This is a genomic window from Nocardioides xinjiangensis, assembly GCF_017916455.1.
Lineage (GTDB): Bacteria > Actinomycetota > Actinomycetes > Propionibacteriales > Nocardioidaceae > Nocardioides > Nocardioides xinjiangensis.
This window is the reverse complement of record NZ_JAFMSY010000001.1, coordinates 1754660-1779544: the sequence shown is the minus strand read 5'-3', so window position 1 is coordinate 1779544 and position 24885 is coordinate 1754660. Positions and strand designations below refer to the sequence as shown.

Annotated in this window: 24 protein-coding genes and 2 tRNA genes; 10 read left to right on the top strand and 16 right to left on the bottom strand. The window is 71.4% G+C overall.

The window, feature by feature from the left end; all coding sequences use genetic code 11:
- Nucleotides 1-49: 49 nt before the first annotated feature.
- Entirely contained in the window at nucleotides 50-562 is a 513-nt protein-coding gene (locus J3P38_RS08405; protein ID WP_210439357.1) for a peptidylprolyl isomerase, read from the bottom strand.
- Between the two features lie 224 nt (nucleotides 563-786).
- Between J3P38_RS08405 and J3P38_RS08400 the strand changes: the two genes are divergently transcribed.
- The gene (locus J3P38_RS08400) at nucleotides 787-1656 is read left to right on the top strand and encodes a hypothetical protein (protein ID WP_210503254.1); all 870 of its coding nucleotides are present in this window, start codon (nucleotides 787-789) and stop codon (nucleotides 1654-1656) included.
- A gap of 85 nt (nucleotides 1657-1741) precedes the next feature.
- On the opposite strand, the gene J3P38_RS08395 is transcribed toward J3P38_RS08400, so the two are convergent.
- From J3P38_RS08395 to J3P38_RS08380, 4 genes are read right to left on the bottom strand one after another with little or no spacing between them, the layout of a single operon-like run.
- Nucleotides 1742-2758, bottom strand: coding sequence for a lysophospholipid acyltransferase family protein (locus J3P38_RS08395; protein WP_307807807.1), 1017 nt, complete (start codon nucleotides 2756-2758; stop codon nucleotides 1742-1744).
- Nucleotides 2755-3585 (bottom strand): patatin-like phospholipase family protein, encoded by an 831-nt coding sequence (locus J3P38_RS08390; protein WP_210503253.1) that lies wholly within the window; start codon nucleotides 3583-3585, stop codon nucleotides 2755-2757. Before J3P38_RS08390 ends, J3P38_RS08395 begins: the two co-directional genes overlap by 4 nt.
- A gap of 19 nt (nucleotides 3586-3604) precedes the next feature.
- Entirely contained in the window at nucleotides 3605-3985 is a 381-nt protein-coding gene (locus J3P38_RS08385) for a DUF3817 domain-containing protein (RefSeq protein WP_210439354.1), read from the bottom strand.
- Between the two features lie 24 nt (nucleotides 3986-4009).
- Nucleotides 4010-4738: an SURF1 family protein gene (locus J3P38_RS08380; protein WP_210503252.1), complete on the bottom strand. Its 729-nt coding sequence runs from the start codon at nucleotides 4736-4738 to the stop codon at nucleotides 4010-4012.
- Between the two features lie 302 nt (nucleotides 4739-5040).
- On the opposite strand from J3P38_RS08380, the gene J3P38_RS18060 reads away from it, so the two are divergent.
- Nucleotides 5041-6852 carry a zinc-dependent metalloprotease family protein gene (locus J3P38_RS18060; RefSeq protein WP_282595337.1) on the top strand — a complete coding sequence of 604 codons (1812 nt, stop codon included), beginning with the start codon at nucleotides 5041-5043 and terminating at the stop codon, nucleotides 6850-6852.
- A 57-nt stretch (nucleotides 6853-6909) separates the two neighbouring features.
- Here the strand turns inward: J3P38_RS18060 and J3P38_RS08370 are convergent.
- The 11 genes from J3P38_RS08370 to dnaA all read right to left on the bottom strand — a co-directional run bounded on the left by J3P38_RS08370 (nucleotide 6910) and on the right by dnaA (nucleotide 19111).
- Nucleotides 6910-6982, bottom strand: a tRNA-Ala gene (locus tag J3P38_RS08370).
- Nucleotides 6983-7012: 30 nt separating this feature from the next.
- Nucleotides 7013-7138, bottom strand: coding sequence for a DLW-39 family protein (locus J3P38_RS08365; protein WP_210439352.1), 126 nt, complete (start codon nucleotides 7136-7138; stop codon nucleotides 7013-7015).
- A gap of 34 nt (nucleotides 7139-7172) precedes the next feature.
- Nucleotides 7173-7246 (bottom strand) — tRNA-Ile (locus J3P38_RS08360).
- 93 nt (nucleotides 7247-7339) lie between these two features.
- The gene (locus J3P38_RS08355; protein WP_210439351.1) at nucleotides 7340-7885 is read right to left on the bottom strand and encodes a DUF3566 domain-containing protein; all 546 of its coding nucleotides are present in this window, start codon (nucleotides 7883-7885) and stop codon (nucleotides 7340-7342) included.
- 3 nt (nucleotides 7886-7888) lie between these two features.
- Nucleotides 7889-10612 carry a DNA gyrase subunit A gene (gene gyrA / locus J3P38_RS08350; RefSeq protein ID WP_210503251.1) on the bottom strand — a complete coding sequence of 908 codons (2724 nt, stop codon included), beginning with the start codon at nucleotides 10610-10612 and terminating at the stop codon, nucleotides 7889-7891.
- 57 nt (nucleotides 10613-10669) lie between these two features.
- Complete coding sequence (gyrB, locus tag J3P38_RS08345) at nucleotides 10670-12721, bottom strand: DNA topoisomerase (ATP-hydrolyzing) subunit B (RefSeq protein WP_210440706.1); 2052 nt, start codon at nucleotides 12719-12721, stop codon at nucleotides 10670-10672.
- 483 nt (nucleotides 12722-13204) lie between these two features.
- A complete protein-coding gene (locus tag J3P38_RS08340; protein WP_210503250.1) occupies nucleotides 13205-13789 on the bottom strand; it encodes a DUF721 domain-containing protein in 585 nt (194 codons plus the stop codon).
- The gene (gene recF, locus J3P38_RS08335) at nucleotides 13779-14936 is read right to left on the bottom strand and encodes a DNA replication/repair protein RecF (protein WP_210503249.1); all 1158 of its coding nucleotides are present in this window, start codon (nucleotides 14934-14936) and stop codon (nucleotides 13779-13781) included. The genes J3P38_RS08340 and recF overlap by 11 nt, the downstream gene beginning before the upstream one ends.
- Nucleotides 14937-14942: 6 nt before the next feature.
- Entirely contained in the window at nucleotides 14943-15917 is a 975-nt protein-coding gene (gene gnd, locus J3P38_RS08330) for a phosphogluconate dehydrogenase (NAD(+)-dependent, decarboxylating) (RefSeq protein WP_210503248.1), read from the bottom strand.
- Between the two features lie 68 nt (nucleotides 15918-15985).
- Nucleotides 15986-17122 (bottom strand): DNA polymerase III subunit beta, encoded by a 1137-nt coding sequence (gene dnaN / locus J3P38_RS08325; protein ID WP_210439346.1) that lies wholly within the window; start codon nucleotides 17120-17122, stop codon nucleotides 15986-15988.
- Nucleotides 17123-17572: 450 nt separating this feature from the next.
- Nucleotides 17573-19111, bottom strand: coding sequence for a chromosomal replication initiator protein DnaA (gene dnaA / locus J3P38_RS08320; protein WP_210503247.1), 1539 nt, complete (start codon nucleotides 19109-19111; stop codon nucleotides 17573-17575).
- A gap of 411 nt (nucleotides 19112-19522) precedes the next feature.
- On the opposite strand from dnaA, the gene rpmH reads away from it, so the two are divergent.
- The 8 genes from rpmH (at nucleotide 19523) to J3P38_RS08280 (ending at nucleotide 24804) form a co-directional block, all read left to right on the top strand.
- A complete protein-coding gene (rpmH, locus tag J3P38_RS08315; protein ID WP_011758123.1) occupies nucleotides 19523-19660 on the top strand; it encodes a 50S ribosomal protein L34 in 138 nt (45 codons plus the stop codon).
- A 25-nt stretch (nucleotides 19661-19685) separates the two neighbouring features.
- Entirely contained in the window at nucleotides 19686-20039 is a 354-nt protein-coding gene (rnpA, locus tag J3P38_RS08310; RefSeq protein ID WP_210503246.1) for a ribonuclease P protein component, read from the top strand.
- A complete protein-coding gene (gene yidD / locus J3P38_RS08305; RefSeq protein WP_210503245.1) occupies nucleotides 20036-20290 on the top strand; it encodes a membrane protein insertion efficiency factor YidD in 255 nt (84 codons plus the stop codon). Before rnpA ends, yidD begins: the two co-directional genes overlap by 4 nt.
- Entirely contained in the window at nucleotides 20291-21268 is a 978-nt protein-coding gene (gene yidC / locus J3P38_RS08300; protein ID WP_210503244.1) for a membrane protein insertase YidC, read from the top strand.
- A 66-nt stretch (nucleotides 21269-21334) separates the two neighbouring features.
- Entirely contained in the window at nucleotides 21335-21889 is a 555-nt protein-coding gene (locus J3P38_RS08295) for a R3H domain-containing nucleic acid-binding protein (protein ID WP_307807806.1), read from the top strand.
- Nucleotides 21890-21939: 50 nt separating this feature from the next.
- Complete coding sequence (rsmG, locus tag J3P38_RS08290; protein WP_307807805.1) at nucleotides 21940-22632, top strand: 16S rRNA (guanine(527)-N(7))-methyltransferase RsmG; 693 nt, start codon at nucleotides 21940-21942, stop codon at nucleotides 22630-22632.
- A 130-nt stretch (nucleotides 22633-22762) separates the two neighbouring features.
- On the top strand, nucleotides 22763-23797 hold the full coding sequence (locus tag J3P38_RS08285) for a ParA family protein (RefSeq protein ID WP_210503243.1): 1035 nt from the start codon (nucleotides 22763-22765) through the stop codon (nucleotides 23795-23797).
- Nucleotides 23794-24804 (top strand): ParB/RepB/Spo0J family partition protein, encoded by a 1011-nt coding sequence (locus J3P38_RS08280; protein ID WP_210503242.1) that lies wholly within the window; start codon nucleotides 23794-23796, stop codon nucleotides 24802-24804. The genes J3P38_RS08285 and J3P38_RS08280 overlap by 4 nt, the downstream gene beginning before the upstream one ends.
- Nucleotides 24805-24885: the final 81 nt, after the last annotated feature.

Genomic DNA, 24885 nt, shown 5'->3' with positions numbered 1-24885 from the left:
GTCGATCAGTCGGTCGATCGGTCGGTCCGTGGACCGGTCGCGGACCGGCTCAGCGCTCGATCGTGACCGACTCGATGACGACGGGCTCGACGGGACGGTCCATCGCGCCGGTGGGCGTGGTGGCGATCGCGTCGACCACGTCGCGGCTGGACTGGTCGGCGACCTCGCCGAAGATCGTGTGCTTGCGGTTGAGCCACGGGGTGGCGCCGACGGTGATGAAGAACTGCGAGCCGTTGGTGCCCGGGCCGGCGTTGGCCATCGCGAGGAGGTAGGGCTTGTCGAAGACCAGCTCGGGGTGGATCTCGTCCTTGAACGTGTAGCCCGGTCCGCCGGTGCCGGTGCCGAGCGGGCAGCCGCCCTGGATCATGAAGCCGTCGATGACCCGGTGGAAGCCGAGACCGTCGTAGTACTTCTCGCCCGAGCGTCCGGCGTCGTCGCGGTAGTCCTTGGTGCCCTCGGCCAGGCCGACGAAGTTGTCGACCGTCTCGGGGGCGTGGTTCGGGAACAGGTTGACGACGATGTCGCCCCGGTTGGTCTTGAAGGTCGCCTTGGGGTCGGCCATGAAAGTGCCTCTCAGCTGTGGGTCTCGATCGCGTGTGCGACTCGATCCTGCCACGCACCGCCCACACGCGGCGCACGCAGGCCTCGCCCCGCCGTCGTACGCCGCCGTACGCCGGCGCCGCCGCGGCTGCCCACCCGGGCCCGCCTCCGCGCTGCTCCGGACGGGGCTGGTCGCGTCAGGGTGGGCATGGTGAGATGGAGACACACTGACTGAGGAGGTCACGCATGCCTTTCGGCCGCAGGAAGTCCCTCATGGACCGGGCCCACGACTACGTCGAGCAGCTGTCGGACACCGTCACCGAGACCGTCATCCCCCAGTTGGAGTCGGCGTGGGAGCAGGCCGTGGAGAAGGCCGCACCCGCCATCTCCGATGCACGTGAGAAGGCCACGCCGCTCATCGAGGAGGGTCGCGTGCGCGCGGCCGAGGCGGCCACCGCCGGCGCCGCGCTGGCCGCGCTGAAGACCGCCGAGGTCCGCGAGAAGGCCGCCCCGATCCTCGCCGAGGCTCGCGCCACCGGGGCAGACAAGGCGGCCGTCGCCGCGGCGCTCGCCGCCGAGCGGGCCGCCGAGGCCCGCGAGGTGGCGGCCACCAGGATCAACGAGCTGCGCGGCGTCGAGTCCGAGCCCCGGGGCAGCCGGCTCAAGCGGCTGCTGCTGCTCGGCGGCCTGCTCGCCATCGGCGGGATCGTGTTCAGCAAGCTGCGCGGCAAGCAGGACGCGGACGCGAACTGGCAGTCCACCTACGTGCCTCCGGCCCCGCCGGCGCCCACCGCGCCGACGCCGCCCCCCACGCCGGCCTCGCCCGCCACCACCTCGACGGCAGCGGCCGCGCCGGCAGCGCCGGTCGGCGACCCGCTCACCGACCCGCTCACCGACCAGCTCAGCGACCCGCTCACCGACCCGCTGCCCGACGTCACCGCCGAGGAGGTCACCGCCGACGACGTGGTGACCGTCGACCCGCCCGCGACCCAGGACGCCGGCGGCGGTGCGCCCGGCGAGGCGATCAGCGACGCGGTGGAGGACCCGCACGAGTCCACCACGCCGGACGACCCGGCCGACGTCATCGACATCGACGACGCGACCAAGCGGTCGTAGCGAGAGCAGCACCCGCGGCACACCGAGCGGCGTGCCGGCCACTCCCCGTCCGCGGGCCGGTGGCCGGCGCGCCGCTCGCGTCGTCTCAGGGCGCGGGGACCCGGTTCTCCTCGATCCAGTCGTCGATCCGCTCCCACCACGCGTAGAGCCAGTCGATGCGCGCGTCCCGGTCCGCGGGGATGTCCTCCCGCGGCACCTGCCACCACCGCATGGTGATCTGCTTGTCCATCGGCAGCTCGCGCCACAGGTCGGCCACGGTGAGCAGGTGGTCCAGCCCGGTGTGCGCGACCATGAGGACGTCGGCCCCCGGCGCCGCCTCGAGGGCGGCGAGCACGCCGCCGGGTCGCGGCGCCAGCACGTGCGTCATCTCCTCCGCGCGCACCGCCATCCGCTCCAGGCCCAGCCGGCGGAGCCGCGCGATCGCACGGTCGCGGCGCCCGGGGGTGAAGTTGCCGCCCTCGGGGAAGATCACGAACGCGTCGTTGACGTCCAGCCCGGTCGCCAGGGCCGCGATCTGCGACTCCAGGTCCTCGCCGGCCGCAGGGTTCGGGGAGATGAAGCGGGCCGGGATCCGGTTGAGGATCACGTCGATGGCCGGGTCCCAGGCCAGCGTGTTCTTCAGGACCACCCGCGGCTCGCGGGCGTACCAGTGGAGCAGGGCGTACATCAGGATGAACGAGTCGCCCGGTCCCGCGTGCCGGCACATCACCAGCACTGGCTCGTCGGGCACGCGCGAGGGGTGGGGGCCGTCGGTGCGGATCCGCAGCGCCAGCACGCGGCGGGCCTCGCGGAAGAACACGATGAGCGTGCCCTGCACCAGGTCGTAGTGGATCCCGGTGAAGTACGGCGACCGGATCCGCCATCCGAAGCCGCTCGCCAGCCACAGCCCCAGCAGCACCAGGAGCAGCAGCGTCTCGAAGGTCAGGTAGACCACCACCAGCCACAGCAGGCGCAGGGCGCGCCACCGTCCGGGCAGGATCGGGGAGAGCGCCGCCGTGGCGAGCAGCCACAGCGGCAGGGTCACCCACATCGCCACCGTGACGAGGACCACGGCGGGCGCGACCACCAGCCGACGGAGGGCTCGGACGAGCAGGCGGCTCACGAGCGGCCGAGCCGCTCGTCCAGGTAGGCCCGGGAGGCGGCGTACGTCGCGTCGATCCGCTCCTGCACCCCGCGGAAGTCGCGGTGGGCCCACAGCGAGTCGTCCCGCGCGGACGTGCCGGCGGCCGGGAGCACGTGCACCTCGACGCCGTCGGGGATCGTGGCCATGTCGCGCATGAACCGGTGCCGCCGGGCCACCTCGAAGCTGACCCGCGCGACCTCCCACGGCCGGGTCGGCGGCTTGAGCGGCCGGTCGATGCGGCCGACCTGCAGCACGAAGACGCGGGTGGCGCCGAGCTCGACCGCGCGGCCGACCGGGATGGAGTTCACCAGTCCGCCGTCGAGGAAGTGCTCGCCGTCGACCTCAGCGGGCGGCAGGAGCCCCGGAACGGCGGCGCTGGCCAGGATGGCCGGCACGAGCGGTCCGCTCGTGAACCAGTGCTCAGCGGCGCGCTCGATGCTGGCCGCGCACACCTCCAGGTGCACGGGGAGGTCCTCGAAGCGGGCGTCGCCGAGCTCCTCCTCGAGCCGGCGGCGCAGCGGGGTGGCGGAGTAGATGTGGGTGCCGGTCGACACGACGCGCCGGACGGTGCGCAGCGGCCGGTCGCCGTACACCTCGCGGCTCTCGGCGGTCGCCGCCCACAGGCTGGTGAGCCGCTCGACGACTCCGACGTCGGGCTGGCGCGCGACCATCGCGCCGTTGAGCGCGCCCACGCTGGTGCCGAGGACGAGGTCGGGCCCGATGCCGCGCTGCAGCAGGGCGCGCAGCATGCCGACCTCCACGGCGCCGAGGACTCCCCCGCCCCCCAGCACGAACGCGGTGGTCATGGCCCGAGCGTAGTGAGGGTCAGGCCAGCTCGGGGTGCTCGGCGCGCACCCGCCTGGTCGCGCGGCGCTCGGCCCAGAAGGACAGGACCGGGACGGTGCCGCAGGCGAGCGTCACCAGCGTGAAGGGCAGGTCCCACCCGGCCCGCCGCGAGAGCAGGAAGGCGCTGAACAGGAAGATCATGTAGAGCCAGCCGTGCGCGACACCGAGGTACGTCGTGATGAGGTCGCCCGCGTGCTGGGCGTCGGATCCCGTCGCGAACCAAGCCGGCGTGCTGTCGAAGACGCCCCACATGGGGGAGCCGTCGAAGTTGGCCAGCGGCACGCCGATCAGGCAGAGCACCACGAGCAGGACGCCCACGACGGCGGCCATGACGCGGTAGGCGGTGAGGTTGCGTGACACGGCGCCCAACGTATCGGGCAGCGCCTACTGGACCGTCGGCGAGGCGACCTCCGCAGCGGTGGCGTCGCGCCGCCAGCGCCACCAGATGTAGCCCGCGAACGCACCGAAGACCCACCACTCGAAGGCGTAGAGCAGGTTGCGGACGCCGGTGAAGCGGCTGGGGCTGGGCAGCGCCTCGAGCTCGGCGTCCTCCAGCCCCCCGGCCGGCTCCTGGCTGATGACGTAGGCCGAGTAGAGGTCGACGTCCACGCGCTGCACGGCGTCCGCGACGCGGATCTCGGGGAAGACGTCGTCGTTCGGGTCGTCGTCGGTGACCAGGCTGCCCTCCGGCGGCTGCAGCCACCCGGTGACGTCGGCCTCGCCGGTCGCGAGGAGCAGGTCGTCGTCCGGCTGCGGCGCCCAGCCGCGTACGACGAGCACCGCGGCGTCGCCGATGTCGAGCGGGGCGACGGCCCAGTAGCCGGGGACCCCGTCGTGCTCGCGGTCGGCCACCCAGAAGCCGCCGTCGAGCCACTCGCCGGCGACCTCGACCGGCCGGCCGACGTCGGGTGCGGGGAAGGGGTCGTCGCTGTCGAGGACGTCGGTCATCGGCACGGGGGCCAGGCCCGTCAGGTCACGCGCCTCGGCGTCCCGGTGCGCCTGCCACGCGTCGTACTGCCACTTGCCGAGCAGGCCCGCGATCACCACGAGCACCAGCGCCAGGGCCGCCGCGCCCAGGTCGGTCAGCAGGCCGGGTCGGCGGGGTGCGGTCACGCCGCCGATTGTCCCAGCCGGCCGGTCAGCAACCCCCGGCGGCCGCGAGCTCGTGCCTCCTGCGCGTGAGGTACGCCATCTCGGCGGTGCCGGTCAGCCGGGTCGCCGCGGACGGACGCCGGGCGGCCCGACGTCATGCGACATCGTGGAGGATCAGTGCCACCGGGTGACCCGGATGCTCCGCGCTCGCCCCGGCGTGGTGCTGCGGCGCGCGACCCACCCGGGGGGTCCGGCATGGTCCGTTCTGACCATCCTATTCTGTTACTCGTTTGTGGATGTCTTGTTACCGATGGAATGGGGGCATGCTCCGCTCGTGCTCCGCCCTCCTCGTGCTCGCCGCCGTCGTGTCCGTTGTGGTGACGGCCGCCCCTCCGGTCTCGGCCGGGCAGGCGTCGCAGCCCCGGGGCGGGGCTGCCGGATGCTCCACGGACGCCTTCGCTGAGCCGGTGCGCGCCAGCAAGGTGCGGCACGCCGACCTCGCCGCCGTGCGCGAGCGCAACGACCTCACCGCCACGGGTCTGTCCACGGTGGTCGCGGACCCCCGCGCCTGGGTCGACCGCTGCGGCGCGGTGTTCTACACCGAGCCCGCCCGCGGTCACGACGAGCACGCCGGGGAGGGTGCGCCCAGCAGCGCCGCCCCCGCGACCGCCGGTGCGGCGGTGCCGTCCGACGTGCTGGACCTCTCGTCGCTGCCTGGGTCGGCGCGCACCATCTACCTCGACTTCACCGGCGACACCACCACCGGCACCGCGTGGAACCAGACGTACGGCACCACCATCACCTCGCCCGCATACTCCCTGAACGCCCCGGTCGACGCGAGGTTCGACGACGCCGAGCGCGCTGCGATCCACCTGGCCTGGCGCACGGTCGCCGAGGACTTCGCCGCGTTCGACGTCAACGTCACGACGCGTGAACCCGACCCCGCGGCGATCGTCAGGTCCTCGCCCTCGGACACGACGTACGGCACACGTGTGGTCATCACCCCCACCAACGCTGTGCGCGAGCGCTGCAGCTGTGGCGGCGTCGCCTACATCGACGTCTTCGACAGCGTGGGTGGTGGCTACTACCAACCGGCGTGGGTCTTCACCGATGGCACGGGCCTCAACGGGTACAACGTCGCCCAGGCCATCTCCCACGAGGTCGGCCACAACTTCGGCCTGCACCACGACGGGACGTCGAATTCGGCGTACTACGCCGGTGCCAACGGCTGGGCGCCGCTCATGGGGGCGTCGTACAACAAGCGTCTGTCCCAGTGGTCGAACGGGCGGTACGCCGGCGCCACCAACAAGGAGGACGACATCGCGATCGTCGCCGGTGCGGCGCCGTTGCGGGTCGACGACCACGGCGCCACCTCCGCCGGCGCCACCCGTCTCGTCGCAGACGTCCCCGTCGGCGGGATCATCGGCTCGCGCACCGACGTGGACGCCTTCGCCTTCGTCGCGTCAGGCGCGACGCAGCTCTCGGTCGCAGGAGGCCAGGGGGTGTCGGACAGCGACATCGCGCTCACCGTCCTGGACGAGGCGGGCGCCCGCGTGGCCACCGTCAACCCGACGAGCGACACGGCGAACGACGCCTCCCTGCACGCGACGTGGAACGTGACGCTGCCCGACACCCCCAGGACGTACGTCGCCCTGGTGGACGGCACCGGCTTCGGCGACCCACTCGCGCCGGGCGGCTACGACGACTACGGGTCGCTCGGCGCCTACCAGGTGGTCCTGCACGCGAGCAGCGACACCACGCAGCCGGAGCCCACCCCGACGCCCACCCCGGTGCCCACCCCGGTGCCCACCCCAGGCCCCACCCCCGGGGCCGCTCCGACCGGCTCCGCGACCTCCGTGTCCACGACTGTCGTCGCACGGCCGCCGACGTTCACCACGGACCCTCGTCTGCCACGGGCGACGCGGAAGGAGCGTTACCGCGGGGTCATCGAGTTCACCGGTACTGCCGTGACAGCCAGGATCCGCGGCCTGGCGCCCGGCCTCGAGGCGCGCCGGCGCGGTGGGCGGATCGTCGTCGTGGGAGCGGCCCGGCGGCGCGGTCGGTTCGACGTCCAGGTGACCCTCGTCGGGTCGGACGTGTCGACACGGCGGACCTTCCGCCTCCGCGTCTGCTGACCGCTCGGCAGGATGCGGCCGCTTCGGGATCGCCGACGCACGCCGTCAGCCTGTCGGTGGAGCCTAGGGGACTCGAACCCCTAACCCCCTGCTTGCAAAGCAGGTGCGCTACCAATTGCGCCAAGGCCCCGCAGCGCCTGCGGCGCCGGGTGGATCGGGCTCAGGCCTTGTCGACGGGGTCGGTGGCCTCGGCCCACAGGGCCTGCTCGTTCCTGCCCTCGTCCATCTTCCGCTTCGCGAACGCCGCGCCGGCGGCGGCGAGGGCGACCAGCAGGAGCTTCTTCACGCCACTCTCCTCGGGATCGGACGACGAACGGGAGTGGGCCTAACAGGACTTGAACCTGTGACCTCTTCCTTATCAGGGAAGCGCTCTAACCGTCTGAGCTATAGGCCCGCATGCGCCGCAAGCGGCGACGCCGAAGGTTACCTGACCGCGGTCAGGCGGTGCCAATCGAGGGTCGCCCCAGGAGCACCGCTCGGCTCCGGCTCACTTCTCGTCCTCTGCGAGGGTGACCTCGATGCCGCCGAGCAGGGCGGCCGCGAGGTTGTAGAGGAAGGCCGTCAGCGTCGCGATCGCGGTGATCAGCACGACGTCGAGCACCGACACCAGGAGGGTGAAGCCCAGCACCCGCGACATGCCGACGTAGTCGGTGACGTCGAAGGAGGAGTTGCCGCTGTCGCCCTCGACGATGCTGGCCACGGCGGAGTTGATGGAGTCCCACACGCCGGCCGCGCCGAGCACCGACCACACCATGAAGATGGCGACGAAGGTGACGACACCGAAGGCGACCGAGAGCAGGAACGACGTCTTCATCACCGACCACGGGTCGATGCGGGTCAGCCGCAGGCGGGCGCGCCGCGGCTGGCGCCCCGGCGTACGACGCACGCGGTTGCCCCGGGCGTCACGCGGCGTGGCGTTCGCGCGGTGCTCCTCGGCCGCGTTGGACAGCGTGTCCTGGAGCCGCCCCGTCAGGGACCGCTTCTCCGGCTCGTTCCCGGACGTACGTCGGGGAGTCGCGGTGCGTTCCGACATGGCTCACTCATCCTCGGGGTGCTCGTCGGGGGCGTCGGCAGGTGCTTCGACAGCGTCCTGACCCTCGATTGTTGCATCGTCGACCACGTCGGGCGAAACGGCTGCGGACTCGCGGGCCTCGGCGTCCACGGCGGCGGCGCTCTCCGCGACCTGCTCCTCCACCTCCTCGGCGACCTTGGCCTCGACCGAGCGGGCGACCACGGCGACGGAGTCCCCGGACTTGGGCGACACGAACTTCACGCCCATGGTCGAGCGGCCGGTGGGCCGGAAGTTCTCGTCGATGGGGCTGCGCACGACCTGACCACCGCTGGTGATCGACAGGACCTCGTCGCCCTCCTCCACGATGAAGGCTCCGACGAGGCCGCCGCGGTCCTCGTTGGACAGCGACATCGCCTTGATCCCCAGGCCGCCGCGGGTCTGGAGCCGGTACTCGCTGATGCGGCTGCGCTTGGCGAAACCGCCGTCGGTGATCGTGAAGACGTACTGCTCCTTCACCTCGTCGGAGTCCGCGGCGTCGCCCTCGACGGCCTCCTCGGCCTCGATCTGTGCGGCGCGGATCACCGACATGGACAGCAACGAGTCGCCGTCGCGGAACTTCATGCCGCGCACCCCGCCCGTGGCCCGGCCCATCGGGCGCAGCTGCTCGTCGTCGGCCTTGAAGCGGATCGACTGGCCCTTGCGCGAGACGAGCAGGATGTCGTCGTCGCCGTTGACCAGCTCGGCGCCGATCAGCTCGTCGTCGTCCTCGCGGAAGTTGATCGCGATGACGCCCGCCTGCCGCGGGCTGTTGTAGTCGGCGAGCCTGGTCTTCTTCACCAGTCCGGTGCGGGTGGCGAGCACGAGGTAGGGCGCCTGCTCGTAGTCGCGGATCGCGAGCACCTGGGCGATGTCCTCGTCGGGCTGGAAGCTCAGCAGCCCCGCCACGTGTCCACCCTTCGCGTCGCGCGCGGCCTCCGGCAGGTTGTAGGCCTTGGTGCGGTAGACCCGGCCGGCCGTGGTGAAGAACAGCAGCCAGTGGTGGTTGGTGGTCGCGATGAAGTGCTGCACGACGTCGTCGCCGCGCAGCGTCGCGCCGCGCACGCCCTTGCCGCCGCGCTTCTGCAGGCGGTACTGGTCGGCGCGGGTGCGCTTGGCGTAGCCGCCGCGGGTGATCGACACGACGAGGTCCTCGTCGGGGATCAGGTCCTCCATCGAGAGGTCGCCGTCGGCCGCGATGATCTGCGTACGCCGCTCGTTGCCGTACTTGTCGACGATCTCGGTGAGCTCGTCGGAGACGATCTGCCGCTGCCGTGCCTCGTTGGCGAGGATGTCCTCGAGGTCGGCGATGACCCGCTCGAGCTCTGCGAGGCGGTCGAGGATCTTCTGGCGCTCCAGGGCGGCGAGCCGGCGCAGCTGCATCTCGAGGATGGCGTTGGCCTGGATCTCGTCGATCTCGAGCAGCCCCATCAGCCCGGTGCGCGCCTCCTCGACGTCGGGGCTGCGGCGGATGAGCGCGATGACCTCGTCGAGGGCGTCGAGCGCCTTGACCAGGCCGCGGTAGACGTGGGCCTGGCGCTCGGCCTCGGCGAGGCGGAAACGGGTGCGCCGCTGGATGACCTCGATCTGGTGGGTGACCCAGTGGCTGATGAAGGCGTCGATGCTGAGCGTGCGCGGCACGCCGTCGACCAGCGCCAGCATGTTGGCCGAGAAGTTGGTCTGCAGCTCGGTGTGCTTGAACAGGTTGTTGAGCACGACGCGGGCGACGGCGTCGCGCTTGAGCACGACGACCAGCCGCTGGCCGGTGCGCGAGGACGTGTCGTCCCGGACGTCGGAGATGCCCTGCACCCGAGCGGAGTCGGCGAGCTCGGCGATCTTGAGCGCGAGGTTGTCGGGGTTGACGAGGTAGGGCAGCTCGCTGATGACGAGCATCGTGCGGCCCTTGCTGTCCTCGTCGATCTCCACCACCGCGCGCTGGGTGATCGACCCGCGGCCGGTGCGGTAGGCCTGCTCGATGCCCTGGCGGCCGACGATCAGCGCACCGTTGGGGAAGTCGGGGCCCTTGATCCGCTCGACGAGCGCGTCCTGCAGCTCCTCCTTGGTCGCGTCGGGGTGCTCGAGCGCCCACCGCGCGCCCTCGGCGACCTCGACGAGGTTGTGCGGCGGGATGCTGGTGGCCATGCCGACCGCGATGCCGGCCGAGCCGTTGACCAGCAGGTTGGGGAACCGGCTGGGCAGGATGGTCGGCTCCTGCGAGCGACCGTCGTAGTTGGGCTGGAAGTCGACGGTGTCCTCGTCGATGTCGCGGACCATCTCCATGGCCAGCGGCGCCATCCGGCACTCGGTGTACCGCATGGCGGCGGCGGAGTCGTTGCCCGGCGAGCCGAAGTTGCCCTGCCCGTTGATCAGCGGCGCGCGCAGCACCCACGGCTGGGCGAGGCGGACCATGGTGTCGTAGATCGCCGAGTCGCCGTGCGGGTGGTACTGACCCATCACGTCGCCGACGACGCGCGAGCACTTCGAGAAGCCGCGGTCGGGCCGGTAGCCGCCGTCGTACATCGCGTAAAGGATGCGCCGGTGCACGGGCTTGAGCCCGTCACGTACGTCGGGCAGCGCGCGACCGACGATGACGGTCATCGCGTAGTCGATGTAGGACTGCTGCATCACCTGCTGCAGCTCGACCTGCTCGACGCGCTCGTCGCCACCGCCGTCGCCGGGTCCGGCGGTGAGGTCGGTCGGGATCTCGGTCATGGGTTCTCTCCTGCTGTCTGACGATGTCTAGGGCTGGTCGTAGAGGGGACTAGCGACCTAGATATCGAGGAACCTGACGTCCTTGGCGTTGCGCTGGATAAAGGACCGGCGCTGCTCGACGTCCTCCCCCATGAGGATCGAGAAGATCTCGTCGGCGTGGGCGGCGTCCTCGAGCGTCACCTGCTTCATCAGGCGGGCCGAGGGGTCCATGGTGGTCTCCCACAGCTCGTCGGCGTTCATCTCGCCGAGACCCTTGTAGCGCTGCACCGGGTTCTCCTTGGGCAGCTTCTTTCCCTGGGCGAGGCCGTCGCGCATCAGCGCATCGCGCTCGGCGTCGGAGAAGACGAACTCGTGCTCGGCCGGCTTGTTCCACCGCAGGCGGTAGAGCGGCGGCTGCGCCATGAAGACGTAGCCGTGCTCGATCAGCGGCTTCATGAAGCGGAAGAGCAACGTGAGGAGCAGCGTGTTGATGTGGTGGCCGTCGACGTCGGCGTCGGCCATCAGCACGATCTTGTGGTAGCGCAGCTTCTCGAGGTCGAACTCCTCCTGGATGCCGGTGCCCAGCGCGGAGATGATCGCCTGGACCTCGGTGTTGGCCAGCACCTTGTCGATGCGGGCCTTCTCGACGTTGAGGATCTTGCCCCGGATCGGGAGGATCGCCTGGATGCGCGGGTCGCGGCCCTGCCGCGCCGAGCCGCCGGCGGAGTCGCCCTCGACGATGAAGACCTCGCACTCGGCGGGGTTGGTCGACTGGCAGTCGCTCAGCTTGCCGGGCAGGCCACCGCCGCCGAGCAGGCCCTTGCGGCTGCGCGCCAGCTCGCGCGCCTTCCGCGCGGCGATGCGCGCGGTGGCGGCGGCCTGCGCCTTGCGGATGATGTCGCGGCCCTCGGCGGGGTTCTGCTCCAGCCAGGCGCCGAGCTGGTCGTTGACGACGCGCTGGGTGAAGCCCTTGGCCTCGGTGTTGCCGAGCTTGGTCTTCGTCTGCCCCTCGAACTGCGGCTCGCTGAGCTTGATGGAGATGATCGCCGTGAGGCCCTCGCGGATGTCGTCGCCGGAGACGCGGTCCTCGCGCTTCTTGATCAGGCCCCACTCCTCGCCCCAGTTGTTGACCAGGGACGTCAGCGCGGCGCGGAAGCCCTCCTCGTGGGTGCCGCCCTCGTGGGTGTTGATGTTGTTGGCGAAGGTGTGGACCGACTCGGTGTAGCTGGTGTTCCACTGCATCGCGATCTCGAGGCTCATGTGCTGCCCCGTGGCGCCCTCGGCGGTCTCGGCCTCAAAGGAGATGACCGTCGGGTTGGCCGTGGCCTTGCGGCGGTTGAGGTGCTCGACGTAGTCGACGAGGCCGCGGTCGTACTTGAACACCTGCTCCAGGCCACCGGACTCGCCGCGCTTGATCGCGTCGTGCCCGGCGCTGTCGACGTCGTTGGCGATGGTGTCGTCCTCGACGGCGTCGATGATCGCGTCAGCCTGCGGGCGCTCGTCGCGGACGACGAACTCGACGCCCTTGTTGAGGAACGCCATCTCGCGCAGCCGGGAGGTGATCGTCTCGAGGTTGTAGTGCAGGCTCTCGAAGATGTCCTCCGAGGCGTACCAGGTCACGGTCGTGCCGGTGCTCTCGCCGGGCTCCATCGGGCGCACCTGCTCGAGGTCGGCGTCGGGCACGCCGAGCTGGAACGACTGGCGCCAGAGGTGACCGCGGTTCCTGACCTCCGCCACGAGCCGCGTCGAGAGCGCGTTGACGACCGAGACGCCGACGCCGTGCAGGCCGCCGGAGACCTTGTAGCCACCGCCGCCGAACTTGCCGCCGGCGTGCAGCATCGTCAGCGCCATCGTGAGGGCGGGCATCTCCTGGCCGGGCGCCGTGTCGGTCGGGATGCCGCGGCCGTCGTCCTCCACGCGCACGCCGCCGTCGGCCTGCAGCGTCAGGCAGATGCGGGTCGCGAAGCCGGCGAGGGCCTCGTCGACGCCGTTGTCCACGATCTCCCAGATGAGGTGGTGCAGGCCGCGCTCACCGGTCGAGCCGATGTACATGCCGGGGCGCTTGCGCACGGCCTCGAGCCCCTCGAGGACCTGGATGGCCGAGGCGTCGTACTCGACGCCGGAGTCCACGGCGGTGTTCGAGCGGCGCTCCGCGACCGCACCGGACGCCGGGTCGGCGGCCGGGTCGCCCGCGGCCTCGACGGCGTCGGCCAGCGCCGCCGCGCGCTCGGCCTCGGTGAAGGAGGCCTCGGCGGGCTGCGGGTCAGGAGCGGAATCGGGGGTCGGAGCTGCGGTGGACTCGTGATTCTCTTCGCTCAAGGCACGGCCTTCTGCTCATCGCGCCCGGCCTTCGCCGGGCACGCTCGACATGAGTCGAGTCGCGGCGGTTGCGACGGCAACACGACGTGCGACTCGTGAGCCCATACTACCCGCCAGCGCCCCTGGACCGAAGGACCGACCCGGGGTTGGGGATGGATCCGGCGGAAAAAGTGCCCCTGACGGCCCCGTGAGGGCCTGTCAGCCGGACGAACAGGGGGGTCGGTGGGCCCCCATGCGGTCGACGACCTCCCAGATCGGCAGAGCGGGCCTCCGGGGCCCGCGCGTCCCGACGCCTCAGCCGTAGGTGTCGCGCGGGCCGCGACCGTCGCGGCTGGAGAACCGGCCCTTGCTCCAGCTCGGCAGGTGCGGACCGAGCACGTCGATCACCGTCACGGTGCCGTGCCCCAGCTCCTCGTTGAGCCGGCGTACGACGGTGGGCGCGAGCAGCTTGAGCTGGGTCGCCCAGGCGGTGGAGTCGGTGCGCACGACGAGCCGCCCGTCGTCGAAGGACTCCGGCGTGCAGTGGTCGGCCACCTCGGTCCCCACCAGCTCGACCCACCGGCCGAACACGCCCTGCACCTTGAGGTCGACCTCCCAGCCGTGGCTGGCGACGAGGCGACCGATCGCCTCCTCGAGCAGCTGCGGGTCGCGGTCGTCGGGCCTGGCCCCGGACGCCCTGCTCCTCACGCGTCCGGTCGTACGCCGACGCGCGGCGGAGGACCCGCGGCGGGCGGGCGGGGTGCCGGGACCGGTGGCCGCGGCGCGCGCGGCGGCGCGCGCGAGGTCGAGACCGTCGGGGTGGTGCTCCGGAGCCGGCGTGCCGACGCCGGCCTCCTCGTGGTCCTCGCCGCCCGGACCGGGCGTCTCCTCACTCGTCACGGGTGACCGTCCCGTCCGCGACCAGGAACCGCACGCCCTGGAGCGACGGAGGCACGTCCGCTGCCACGGCGGCGGTGACCAGCACCTGCTCGGCGCCGGCCACGAGCTGGGCGAGCTGGTTGCGCCGCTCGGCGTCGAGCTCGGCGAAGACGTCGTCGAGGACGAGGATCGGGTCGTCGCCGTCGGCTCGGAGCAGGTCGTAGGACGCCAGCCGCAGGGCGAGCGCGAACGACCAGGACTCCCCGTGCGAGGCGTACCCCTTGACCGGGAGCCGGAGCTCGGGGTCGCCGAGGGTGAGCAGCAGCTCGTCGCGGTGCGGTCCGACGAGCGAGATGCCGCGGTCGAGCTCCTCCTTGCGCCGCGACGCGATCGCGCCCAGCAGCACCTCCTGCAGCGCCTGCCGCAGCGCCTCCTGCTGCGGGCCCACGGAGTCGAGGTCCACGCTGGCGCGGTACTCCAGGTCGGCGTCGTCGCGGCTGGCCCCCCGGGCGACCGCCTCGTAGGCCTTGCCGAGGTAGGGCCGCAGGTCCTCCACCAGCGCCAGCCTGGCGCCGAGCAGCTCGGCGCCGGTGCGCGCCAGGTTGTCGTCCCAGATCTCGAGCGTCGACAGGGCGGCGTCGCGCGACGACCCGCGGGCGATGCCGGCGGTCTTGAGCAGGCTGTTGCGCTGCTTGAGGATGCGGTCGTAGTCCGAGCGCACACCGGCGAGCCGGGGAGCACGCAGGACCAGCAGGTCGTCGAGGAACTTCCGCCGGTCCGACGGGTCACCCTTGACGAGGGTCAGGTCGTCCGGCGCGAACACCACCGTCCGCACCAGCCCGATGATCTCGCGCGGGCGCGGCAGCGCGGAGCGGTTGATGCGGGCGCGGTTGGCGCGACCCGGGTTCAGCTCGACCTCGAGCAGGGCGGTGCGCCCCTCCTTCACCACCGACGCCCGGACGACCGCCTGGTCCGCGCCGGCGCGGACCAGCGGGGCGTCGGTGGCCACCCGGTGCGACGACAGCCGCGAGAGGTAGTCGATCGCCTCGACGAGGTTCGTCTTGCCCTGGCCGTTGCGCCCGATGAACGCGGTGGCTCCCGGCTCCAGCGCGACGTCGACGTCGACGTAGGAGCGGAAGTCGTGGAGGGACAGGTGCGCGACGTGCACGGGCCGTCAGCTCTCGCTGGGCTCCTGATCGGTGCCGGCACCGGCCTGCTGCGCGGTCTCGGTCTGGGCGGCCGTGCCGCCGTCCTCGACGTCGCCGCCCTTCGGTGCGGGCGTGCGCACGGCGTGCCCGCCGAACTGGTTGCGCATCGCCGCCACGGCCTTCATCGCGGGGCTGTCGTCCTGCCGGGAGACGAAGCGTGCGTAGAGCGCCGCGGTGATCGCAGGCGTGGCGACGGCGTGCTGGATGCCGGCCTCCACCGTCCAGCGGCCCTCGCCCGAGTCCTCGGCGTAGCCGGCGACCTTGCTCAGGCCCGGGTCCTCGTCGAGCGCGGCGACCATGAGGTCGAGCAGCCAGGAGCGGATGACGGTGCCCTCACGCCACGAGCGGAACACCTCGGTCACGTTCTCGACCACGTCGGCCGCCTCGAGCAGCTCCCAGCCCTCGGCGTAGGACTGCATGATCGCGTACTCGATGCCGTTGTGGACCATCTTGGAGAAGTGGCCCGCTCCGACCTTGCCCGCGTGGACCGAGCCGAAGTCGCCCTCGGGGGCGAGGGCGTCGAACGCCGGCTGCACCTGGGCGATGTCGGCCTCGTCGCCGCCGTACATCAGGGCGTAGCCGTTCTCGAGACCCCACACGCCGCCGGAGACGCCGCAGTCGACGTAGCCGATGCCCTTCTCCGCCAGCAGCTCGGCGTTGACGAGGTCGTCGGTCCAGCGCGAGTTCCCGCCGTCGACCACCACGTCGCCCTCGCCGAGCAGCCCGGCGAGCTCCTCGACCGTGGCGCGCGTGGGGTCACCGGCGGGCACCATCACCCACACGACCTTGGGACTGGGCAGGGCCTCCACCAGCGCGGACAGCGAGTCCACGTCGCTCACGTCAGGGTTGCGGTCGTAGCCCACGACGGTGAGTCCCGCGCGGCGCATGCGCTCGCGCATGTTGCCGCCCATCTTGCCGAGTCCGACGAGTCCGATGTCCATGCTCGGAGCCTAGCCTCCCCTCCTCGCCGCGCGAGCAGCCCAGCGGGGACGAGCGCTCGCGCGGGTGCTCAGCTGAGCAGTCGCCGAGGCATCAGCAGGTAGCGGAAGGAGCTGGTGTCGTCGTCGGCGTCGGTGCCCGAGATGACGACCGGCTTGGTCGCCTGGGTGAAGGCGAGGTCGACGTGCTCGCCGTCGATGGCGGTCAGCCCGTCGAGCAGGAACTGGGGGTTGAAGCCGGTCGTGAGGTCGTCGCCGGTGATGTCGGCGTCGACCGCCTCGGTGGCCATGGCCTCGTCGCCCGAGCCGGCGTCGAGCACGATCTGGTTGTCGGCGAACTTCATCTGCACCGCCGTGTTGCGCTCGGCCACGAGCGCGACGCGCTTGACGGTCTCGATGAGCTCGGCCTTGTTGACCTTCGCGACCGTGAGGTGCTCGGCCGGGAAGAGCGAGCGGACCTTGGGGAACTCGCCGTCGAGCAGCCGGGTGGTGGTGCGGCGTACGCCGCCCAGGCCGGTGCCCTCGAAGCCAATCAGGCCCTCGCCGGCACCGCTCGCGCTCAGCGCGATCGTGACCTCCGCGCCGGAGGTGAGGGACTTGGCGGTGTCGCCGAGCACCTTGGCCGGGACGAGGGCGGCGACGGACTCGTCGGGGGACTGGGGGTTCCAGGTCAGCTCACGGTGCGAGAGCCGGAAGCGGTCGGTGGCCAGCAGCGCCATGGTCGAGCCGTCGATCTCGATCCTGACGCCGGTGAGCACGGGGAGCATGTCGTCGCGGCCCGCGGCGGTGACCGCCTGGGCGACCGCGTGCGCGAAGTCGGCGCTGGACACGGTGCCGGTGGCCGACGGCATCTCCGGCAGGGTCGGGTAGTCCTCGACCGGCATCGTCTGGAGGCTGAAGCGTGCCGAGCCGCAGGTCAGCGAGACGCGCGGGCCCTCGAGCGTCAGCTCGACGGGCTTGGCCGGCAGGCTGCGGCAGATGTCGGCCAGGAGGCGGCCGCTGACGAGCGCCCGGCCCTCGTCGTTGACCTCCGCGGAGAGGGTGGCGCGCGCCGACGTCTCGTAGTCGAAGGTGGAGAGCACCAGGCCGGCGTCGCTCGCCTCGATCAGCAGGCCGGCGAGCACCGGCGAGCTGGGACGGACCGGCAGGCTGCGGGCAGCCCAGGCGACGGCATCGGCGAAGACGTCGCGTTCGACGCGGAACTTCACGGGGATCTCCTCGACGAGAGGTGGTGCGGGCAACGAGCGGCTGCACGCAGGCGGGAACCACACGCGTGCACGTGGGAAGTGCATCCTGCCACGCGCCGTCGCGCCGGCGGCACGGTTCTCCCCAGAGGGAGGTCGGTCCGGTGTTCGTGGGAGATGGGACCAGTCTTGAGGTTCACAGTCGTCATAGGGTCCGTGGAAACTGTGGACGGCCACGATCTGCGCAGGTCAGGGCGGTGGCGCCCTGTGGACGACGGATGTGGACGCGCTTCGCCGGACCTGCGGCCCGTGTGGACGGGCGCCGCCGTCGTGTGGTTCGTCCCCCGGTGTCCACAGGGTCTGGGGACGACACGTCGGGGCGCATCACAACTTCTCCACACGCGGCACCTCGCCGGACGCCCCGGGAGCCGTCCGGTCCGGTCCGTCGGGTCCGTCCGGTCCGTGCGGGACGGGTCAGCCCTGGCGTGCCTGCATCTTCACGCGGTTGGTGAGCTCGCTGACCTGGTTGAACACCGCGCGGCGCTCGGCGAGCAGCTGGCGGATCTTGCGGTCGGCGTACATCACCGTGGTGTGGTCGCGGCCGCCGAACTCGCGGCCGATCTGCGGGAGCGACATCGAGGTGAGCTCGCGGCAGAGGTACATGCCGATCTGCCGGGCCATGACGAGGTGCCGGCCGCGCGAGGGACCGGTGAGGTCCTCGAGGGAGACGCCGAAGTAGGCCGCGGTCTGCGCGATGATCAGTGCGTGCGTGATCTCCGGCTCGCCGCCCTCGGGGATCAGGTCCTTGAGCACGATCTCGGCCAGGGTCATGTCGACCTCCTGGCGGTTGAGGTTCGCAAAGGCCGTCACCCGGATGAGGGCCCCCTCGAGCTCGCGGATGTTGGTCTGGATCTTCGAGGCGATGAACTCCAGGACGTCCGGCGGCGCGGTGAGGCGGTCCATTGCCGCCTTCTTGCGCAGGATCGCGATGCGGGTCTCGAGGTCAGGCGGCTGGACGTCGGTGATCAACCCCCACTCGAAGCGGTTGCGCAACCGGTCCTCGAGGGCCTCGAGCCGCTTCGGCGCCCGGTCGGAGGTCAGGACGATCTGCTTGTTCGCGTTGTGGAGCGTGTTGAAGGTGTGGAAGAACTCCTCCTGCGTCTGGGTCTTGCCCTCGAGGAACTGGATGTCGTCGATGAGCAGGACGTCGACGTCGCGGTAGCGCCGCTTGAACCGGTCCTGACGGTCGTCACGGATGGCGTTGATGAACTCGTTGGTGAACTCCTCGCTCGAGACGTAGCGGACCTTGGCGTTGCTGTAGAGGCTGCGGACGTAGTGGCCGATCGCGTGCAGCAGGTGGGTCTTGCCCAGCCCGGACTCCCCGTAGACCAGGAGCGGGTTGTAGGCCTTGCCGGGCGCCTCGGCCACCGCCACCGCCGCCGCGTGCGGGAAGCGGTTCGAGGAGCCGATGACGAAGGTCTCGAAGGTGTACTTGGGGTTCAGCCGGGTTTCGAGCGCCGACGGGCGACGCTCGGTGGCGGTCGCGGACGGCTCGTGCTGCTCGGCCGCCATCGGCGCGGCGGGCTCGTAGCTCGGCTCCATTGTCGACATACCGACAGATCGATCTGGCGATTCGTCGACGGCCGCGTGCGCGGGCTCCGCGTCCTCGAGGGCGGGGTTGACGGTCACCAGCATCCGGATCTCCCGGCCGAAGCGCTCGGTGAGCGCGTCCTCGATATGGCTGCGCAGGCGGCCCTCGAGCTGGTTGCGGGTGAAGTCGTTGGGGACGGCGATGATCGCGGTGTTCTCGTGCAGCGTCATCGGCACGCTGGGGCGCAGCCACGCGCGCTGGTTGGGTTGGAGGTCCGCGACGATCTGCTGCCACACCGTTCCGAGATCTACCTGGTCGTCCACCGGACCCGCCTTCGCTTCCACCGTGAGTTGTCTGGGCCCAGGTCGCGGCTGGCGCCTGCCCACCGAGTCCACAGAGTTGTCCACAAGCTGTGAACTCATCGGACCGACCGTCGGGATCGGACCACCCGCGATGCCGCGCAAGCGCGTCTCGTCGATGTTTCCGCAGGTCAGAGCCGGGTTGCGCGTGCGCGTGACCCGGCTCACAGCACCTCGGTGAACCTGACGAGACCGCGATTTCCACAGACCTCGGAGAAGGGGAACGTAACAACCGGGTCCGCGCGCGGGCAAGACGTCATCCACAGGCCGGCGGGAGGCCGCCGTCGTGGGTTTGACCCTCTGTTTCCCGACCGCGTACCGTTGGCCGGTCGCTCCGTGTCGACGGGTGCCGCATGTCCACGATCCGCCACCTGGCGGCCGCGTGGGTGGGCGGTGCCGGCCGAAAGCCCTGACCCGGGCCGAGCACCGACTCGCGTGGAGTGGACATCCCTCGAAACCTTCGGAGAAATAGCCGTGAGCAAGCGTACCTACCAGCCGAACAACCGTCGCCGTCACAAGGTGCACGGCTTCCGCCTGCGCATGCGGACCCGTGCCGGCCGCGCGATCCTGTCGAGCCGTCGCCGCAAGGGCCGCAAGAGCCTGGCCGTCTGACGGCCCCGGGCTCACGGCGCCCGCCGTGCTCTCCGCCGTCAACCGCCTGACCGACAGCGACGGTTTCCGTCGCGCGGTCCGGAGCGGGCGTCGCTCGGGCTGCTCGACCGTGGTCGTCCACCTGTGGACCGACCCGGACGCCGCGCCCGGCCCGGTGCGGGTGGGGTTCACGGTCAGCAAGGCCGTGGGCAACGCCGCCACCCGCAACCGTGTGAAGAGACGACTCCGGCACCTGACCCGGGAGCACCTCCCTGCACTGGAGGAGCTCCCGGGTCGTGCTGTGCTCGTGGTGCGGGCGCTCCCCGCCGCGGCGCAGGCCCCGTACGCCGCCCTCGGTACCGACCTGGCCCGTACCTTGGGCAGGGTGAGCGCCACATGAAGCACCTGCTCATCGGCCTGATCCGTGCGTGGCGCTTCGCCATCAGCCCGCTCTACGGCCAGGTGTGCCGCTACCACCCGAGCTGCTCGGCGTACGCCCTCGAGGCCGTCACCCAGCACGGGTCGATGCGCGGTTCCTGGCTCACCGTACGTCGCCTGTGCCGGTGCCACCCGTGGGCCGCCGGCGGCTACGACCCCGTTCCCTCCCGTGCCGCCCAGGCCGCGGAGTCCCCTGCAACTCGAGGAGCATGAGTGCTCGACTTCTTCGGCGCGATCGGCAGCGCCATCATGACGCCGCTCTACTACGCGATCTCCTTCGTGCTGGTGGGCTTCCACAACGTGTTCGGCGGTCTCTTCGGCCCGACCTCCGGACTCGCGTGGGTGCTGTCGATCATCGGACTCACGCTCGTGGTGCGGGCGGCCCTGATCCCGCTGTTCGTCAAGCAGATCAAGTCCAGCCGGAACATGCAGCTGATCCAGCCCAAGGTCCGCGAGCTGCAGAAGAAGTACGGGCACGACCGGGAGCGTCTCGCGCAGGAGACGATGAAGCTGTACCGGGACTCCGGGACGAACCCGTTCGCCTCCTGCCTGCCGATCCTGCTGCAGATGCCGATCTTCCTGGCGCTCTTCCGCATCCTCGACCAGGCTGCGCGCAACCCCGAGGACAAGCGCGGCCTGATGACGCCGGAGCTCAACGAGCAGCTCCGCTCGGCGGTGTTCGCCGGCGGCAAGATCTCCGACACGTTCCTCAACGCCGACGGCGTCGAGGTCCGGGTGCTCGCCGCCGTCCTGGTGCTGGCCATGACCGCGACGACGTTCCTGACGCAGCGACAGCTGATGAGCAAGAACATGCCCGCCGACGCGCTCTCGGGTCCCTACGCCCAGCAGCAGAAGATGCTGCTCTACGTCCTGCCCATCGTCTTCGCGGTGGGTGGCATCGCCTTCCCCGTGGGCGTCCTCTTCTACTGGACGACCTCGAACCTGTGGACCATGGGCCAGCAGTTCTACGTCATCCGGAACAACCCCGCCCCGGGAACCCCGGCGGCCGATGCCAAGGAGGAGCGCGACCGTGCCAAGGCCGCGCGCAAGGGCCTGAAGACGCCGGCGCAGCTCGAGGAGGAGCGGCTCGCGGCCGAGGCGGAGGCGCGGCGCGAGGAGAAGGCGCAGATCCGTCAGCAGCCGCAGCGCCAGACGAAGGCACAGCGCACCAAGAGCAAGAAGAAGCGCTGACCCAGACATCCCGCGACGGCGCCCGCGTGGCTGCCGTCGTACCTGATCGAGAAGCAGGAGACACACGTGACTGAGCAGCTGACCGACGGCGAGTCCGTCGAGAGCACCGACGCCGATGCGTCCGCCTCCGAGGACGCCGCCACGGGCAAGGCCCGCCCGTCGAAGGTGGAGCGCCTCGAGCACGAGGGCGACATCGCCGCGGACTACCTCGAGGAGCTCCTCGACATCGCCGACCTGGACGGCGACCTCGACATGGACGTCGAGGGCGACCGGGCGAGCGTGCAGATCGGCGGCGCGGACCTGAGCCTCCTCGTGGGGCGCAACGGCGAGGTGCTCGAGGCGCTTCAGGAGCTCACGCGGCTCGCGGTGTACCGCGAGACCGGCGAGCGGTCGCGCCTGATGCTCGACATCAGTGGCCACCGGGCGCAGCAGCGCACCCGTCTCGTCGCCCTGGCGGAGACGTCGATCGCGCAGGTGAGGGAGACGGGCGAGGCGGTTTCCCTCGAGCCCATGAGCGCGTTCGAGCGGAAGGTGGTGCACGACGTCGTGGCCGCCGCCGGCCTGACCTCCGAGTCCGAGGGCGCGGAGCCGAGGCGCCACGTGGTGATCCTGCCCGCGTGAGCGAGGACGTTTCACGTGGAACACCCTCCGTGCCTCCCGAGGCGCGGAGGGTGTTCGCGTCCGACCGGCTCCCGCTCGCCGAGCGCTACACCGAGCTGCTGGCGACCGAGGGCGTCGTCCGTGGGCTGATCGGTCCCCGGGAGGCGCCGCGCCTCTGGGAGCGCCACGTCCTCAACTCGGCGGTGCTCAGCGACGCGGCTCCGGCCGAGGCATCCGTCTGTGACATCGGGACCGGCGCCGGCTTGCCAGGCGTGGTGCTGGCGATCGCCCGCCCCGACCTCGACGTGACGCTCGTCGAGCCCCTGCTGCGGCGGACGACGTTCCTCGACGAGGTGGTGGCCGAGCTCGAGCTGGCCCACGTCACCGTGGTCCGGGGACGGGCCGAGGACCTGCACGGGCGGGCGACGTTCGACGTGGTCACCTCGCGCGCCGTCGCCCCGCTCAAGCGTCTGCTCGGCTGGTCGATGCCGCTCGTGGCGCCGACGGGAGCCCTCGTGGCGATGAAGGGCCGGGGCGTGCGCGACGAGATCGCCGAGGCGCGCGCGTTCCTGAGCGAGTGGCGCTGTGGTGAGCCCGAGGTGTTCGAGGTCGGGGTCGGCGTGGTCGATCCCGCGACCACCGTGGTGCGGGTGCCCTGGGCGGACCCCGGCCGGATAGGTTGGCCCCTTCCGCGGACGGAGAAGAAGCGGTCCCCGCGGCGCTCGTCGCGCCGCGACCGCCGAGCGAGCCGAGAGGTGAGTTGAGTTGAGCGAGGGTCCTACCGAGGACGCCGGGTGGCGCGCCGTCGAGGGCGCGCCGTACCCGTTTTCCACCGGCTCAGACCGCCCGGCTGAGCGCGGCCGTCCACAGGACGTCGCGATTCATCCACAGGGCGTGGACAGCGACGTTTCACGTGAAACAGCATCCGATGCGTCCGGATCTGCCGGCCACGCCGGCGTTTCACGTGAAACCAACCCGCTGCGGCACGTACGCACGGCCGCGGAGATCGCGGCCCAGGACAGCGAGTTCACGGACCCCGGGACGCCGCTCGCCCAAGCCGCCCAGCACTCCGTGCTGGCCCGCTCCGGTGGGCTCCGGCGCCAGGGAGTGGAGCGCCCCGCGGCCACCCGGGTGCTCGTCGTCGCGAACCAGAAGGGTGGCGTCGGCAAGACGACGTCGACCGTGAACGTGGCAGCCGGTCTGGCGCAGCTCGGTCAGAAGGTCCTCGTGATCGACCTTGACCCACAGGGCAACGCCTCCACCGCGCTCGGCGTCGACCACCACCGCGGCGTCCCCTCGACGTACGACATGCTCGTGGAGGGCCGGCCCCTGGCCGAGGTGATGACCGAGTGTGCCGACCTCCCCGGCCTCTGGGTCGTCCCGGCCACCATCGACCTCGCGGGCGCCGAGATCGAGCTGGTGAGCGTCGTCGCGCGCGAGCAGCGCCTCGCCCGGGCGATCGCGGCGCACCCCTTGGTGGGGACGGCGGCCGAGGTGGGCGACGACCGGTTCGACTACGTCCTGGTGGACTGCCCGCCGTCGCTGGGCCTGCTGACGCTGAACGCCCTGGTCGCGGGACGAGAGATGTTCATCCCGATCCAAGCGGAGTACTACGCGCTGGAGGGCCTCGGCATGCTGCTCGAGACCGTCGAGATGGTGCGCCAGCACCTCAACCCGCGACTCACGATCTCGACGATCCTGCTGACCATGTACGACGCGCGCACGCGGCTCGCCGCGGGGGTCGCGGAGGAGGTCCGCGGGCACTTCGGCGACCAGGTGCTCAAGACCGCGGTGCCCCGCTCCGTGCGGGTCTCGGAGGCACCGTCGTACGGGCAGACCGTGATGACCTACGATCCGGCGTCGGCCGGAGCACTCTCCTACCTCGAGGCCGCCCGAGAGATCGCCAGCAAGGGAGCCCCACGCGCATGAACGCCACCCCGCCCCGTCGCGGCCTCGGACGCGGCCTCGGCTCCCTCATCCCGACCGCTCCGAGCAGCCCGGCGGACGGCGGGGCCGGCACCACCGCGACCGCGCCGCGGGCAGGCACCACCGGCACCGGACCCGCTGCAGGCGCGGCGTCCACCCCGGCGCCGACCAGCCAGGCCGGGACGGCCGGCACCGTGGCGGGCGCCTACTTCGCCGAGCTGCCCATCGCGCAGGTGCGCCCGAACCACCGGCAGCCGCGACAGGTCTTCGAGGAGGAGGCCCTCGCCGAGCTGGTGCACTCGATCCGCGAGGTGGGCCTGCTGCAGCCCGTCGTGGTGCGCAGGACCGGTGAGGACTCCTACGAGCTGATCATGGGAGAGCGGCGCTGGCGGGCGTCGCAGCAGGCAGGTCGCGACACGATCCCGGCGATCGTCCGGGAGACCGACGACGACGACATGCTGCGCGACGCGCTGCTGGAGAACCTGCACCGCTCGCAGCTCAACCCGCTCGAGGAGGCCGCGGCCTACGGCCAGCTGCTCGAGGACTTCGGGTGCACCCATGAGGAGCTGGCCCAGCGCATCGGTCGGTCGCGGCCCCAGATCTCCAACACGCTGCGCCTGCTCCGGCTCTCGCCGGCGGTCCAGCGCCGCGTTGCGGCGGGCGTGCTGTCCGCCGGTCACGCCCGCGCCCTGCTGTCCGTCGAGGACCCGGCTCTCCAGGACAAGCTCGCCGCCAGGGTCACGGCTGAGGGCATCTCCGTGCGCGGGCTCGAGGAGATCGTGTCCCTCGGTGTGGAGGAGGAAGCCGCTCCACGCGTGATGCGGCGCAAGCCCGTCGCCCCCGGCCTCACCGAGCTCGCCGACCGGCTCTCGGACCGCCTCGAGACGCGCGTCAAGGTCGACCTCGGCAAGGCCAAGGGAAAGATCACCGTCGAGTTCGCCAGCCTGGACGACCTCCGCCGCATCGTCGACATCATGGACCCGCGCAACCGCGGCGACCGCCCGATCTGAAGGCCCTTCGCCCGCGCGCCCGTGGTACGGGCGTACGGGCCCTCTCGCAAATCCCCGCTTAAGCGGGGGATTGTGAACTTC

Bases quoted from the DNA above. Each gene is read 5' to 3' on its own strand.
- J3P38_RS08405 (WP_210439357.1), bottom strand. From the start codon at position 562: ATGGCCGACCCCAAGGCGACCTTCAAGACCAACCGGGGCGACATCGTC.
- J3P38_RS08400 (WP_210503254.1), top strand. From the start codon at position 787: ATGCCTTTCGGCCGCAGGAAGTCCCTCATGGACCGGGCCCACGACTAC.
- J3P38_RS08390 (WP_210503253.1), bottom strand. From the start codon at position 3,585: ATGACCACCGCGTTCGTGCTGGGGGGCGGGGGAGTCCTCGGCGCCGTG.
- J3P38_RS18060 (WP_282595337.1), top strand. From the start codon at position 5,041: ATGCTCCGCTCGTGCTCCGCCCTCCTCGTGCTCGCCGCCGTCGTGTCC.
- J3P38_RS08355 (WP_210439351.1), bottom strand. From the start codon at position 7,885: ATGTCGGAACGCACCGCGACTCCCCGACGTACGTCCGGGAACGAGCCG.
- gyrA (WP_210503251.1), bottom strand. From the start codon at position 10,612: ATGACCGAGATCCCGACCGACCTCACCGCCGGACCCGGCGACGGCGGT.
- gnd (WP_210503248.1), bottom strand. From the start codon at position 15,917: ATGGACATCGGACTCGTCGGACTCGGCAAGATGGGCGGCAACATGCGC.
- dnaA (WP_210503247.1), bottom strand. From the start codon at position 19,111: ATGAGTTCACAGCTTGTGGACAACTCTGTGGACTCGGTGGGCAGGCGC.
- yidD (WP_210503245.1), top strand. From the start codon at position 20,036: ATGAAGCACCTGCTCATCGGCCTGATCCGTGCGTGGCGCTTCGCCATC.
- J3P38_RS08280 (WP_210503242.1), top strand. From the start codon at position 23,794: ATGAACGCCACCCCGCCCCGTCGCGGCCTCGGACGCGGCCTCGGCTCC.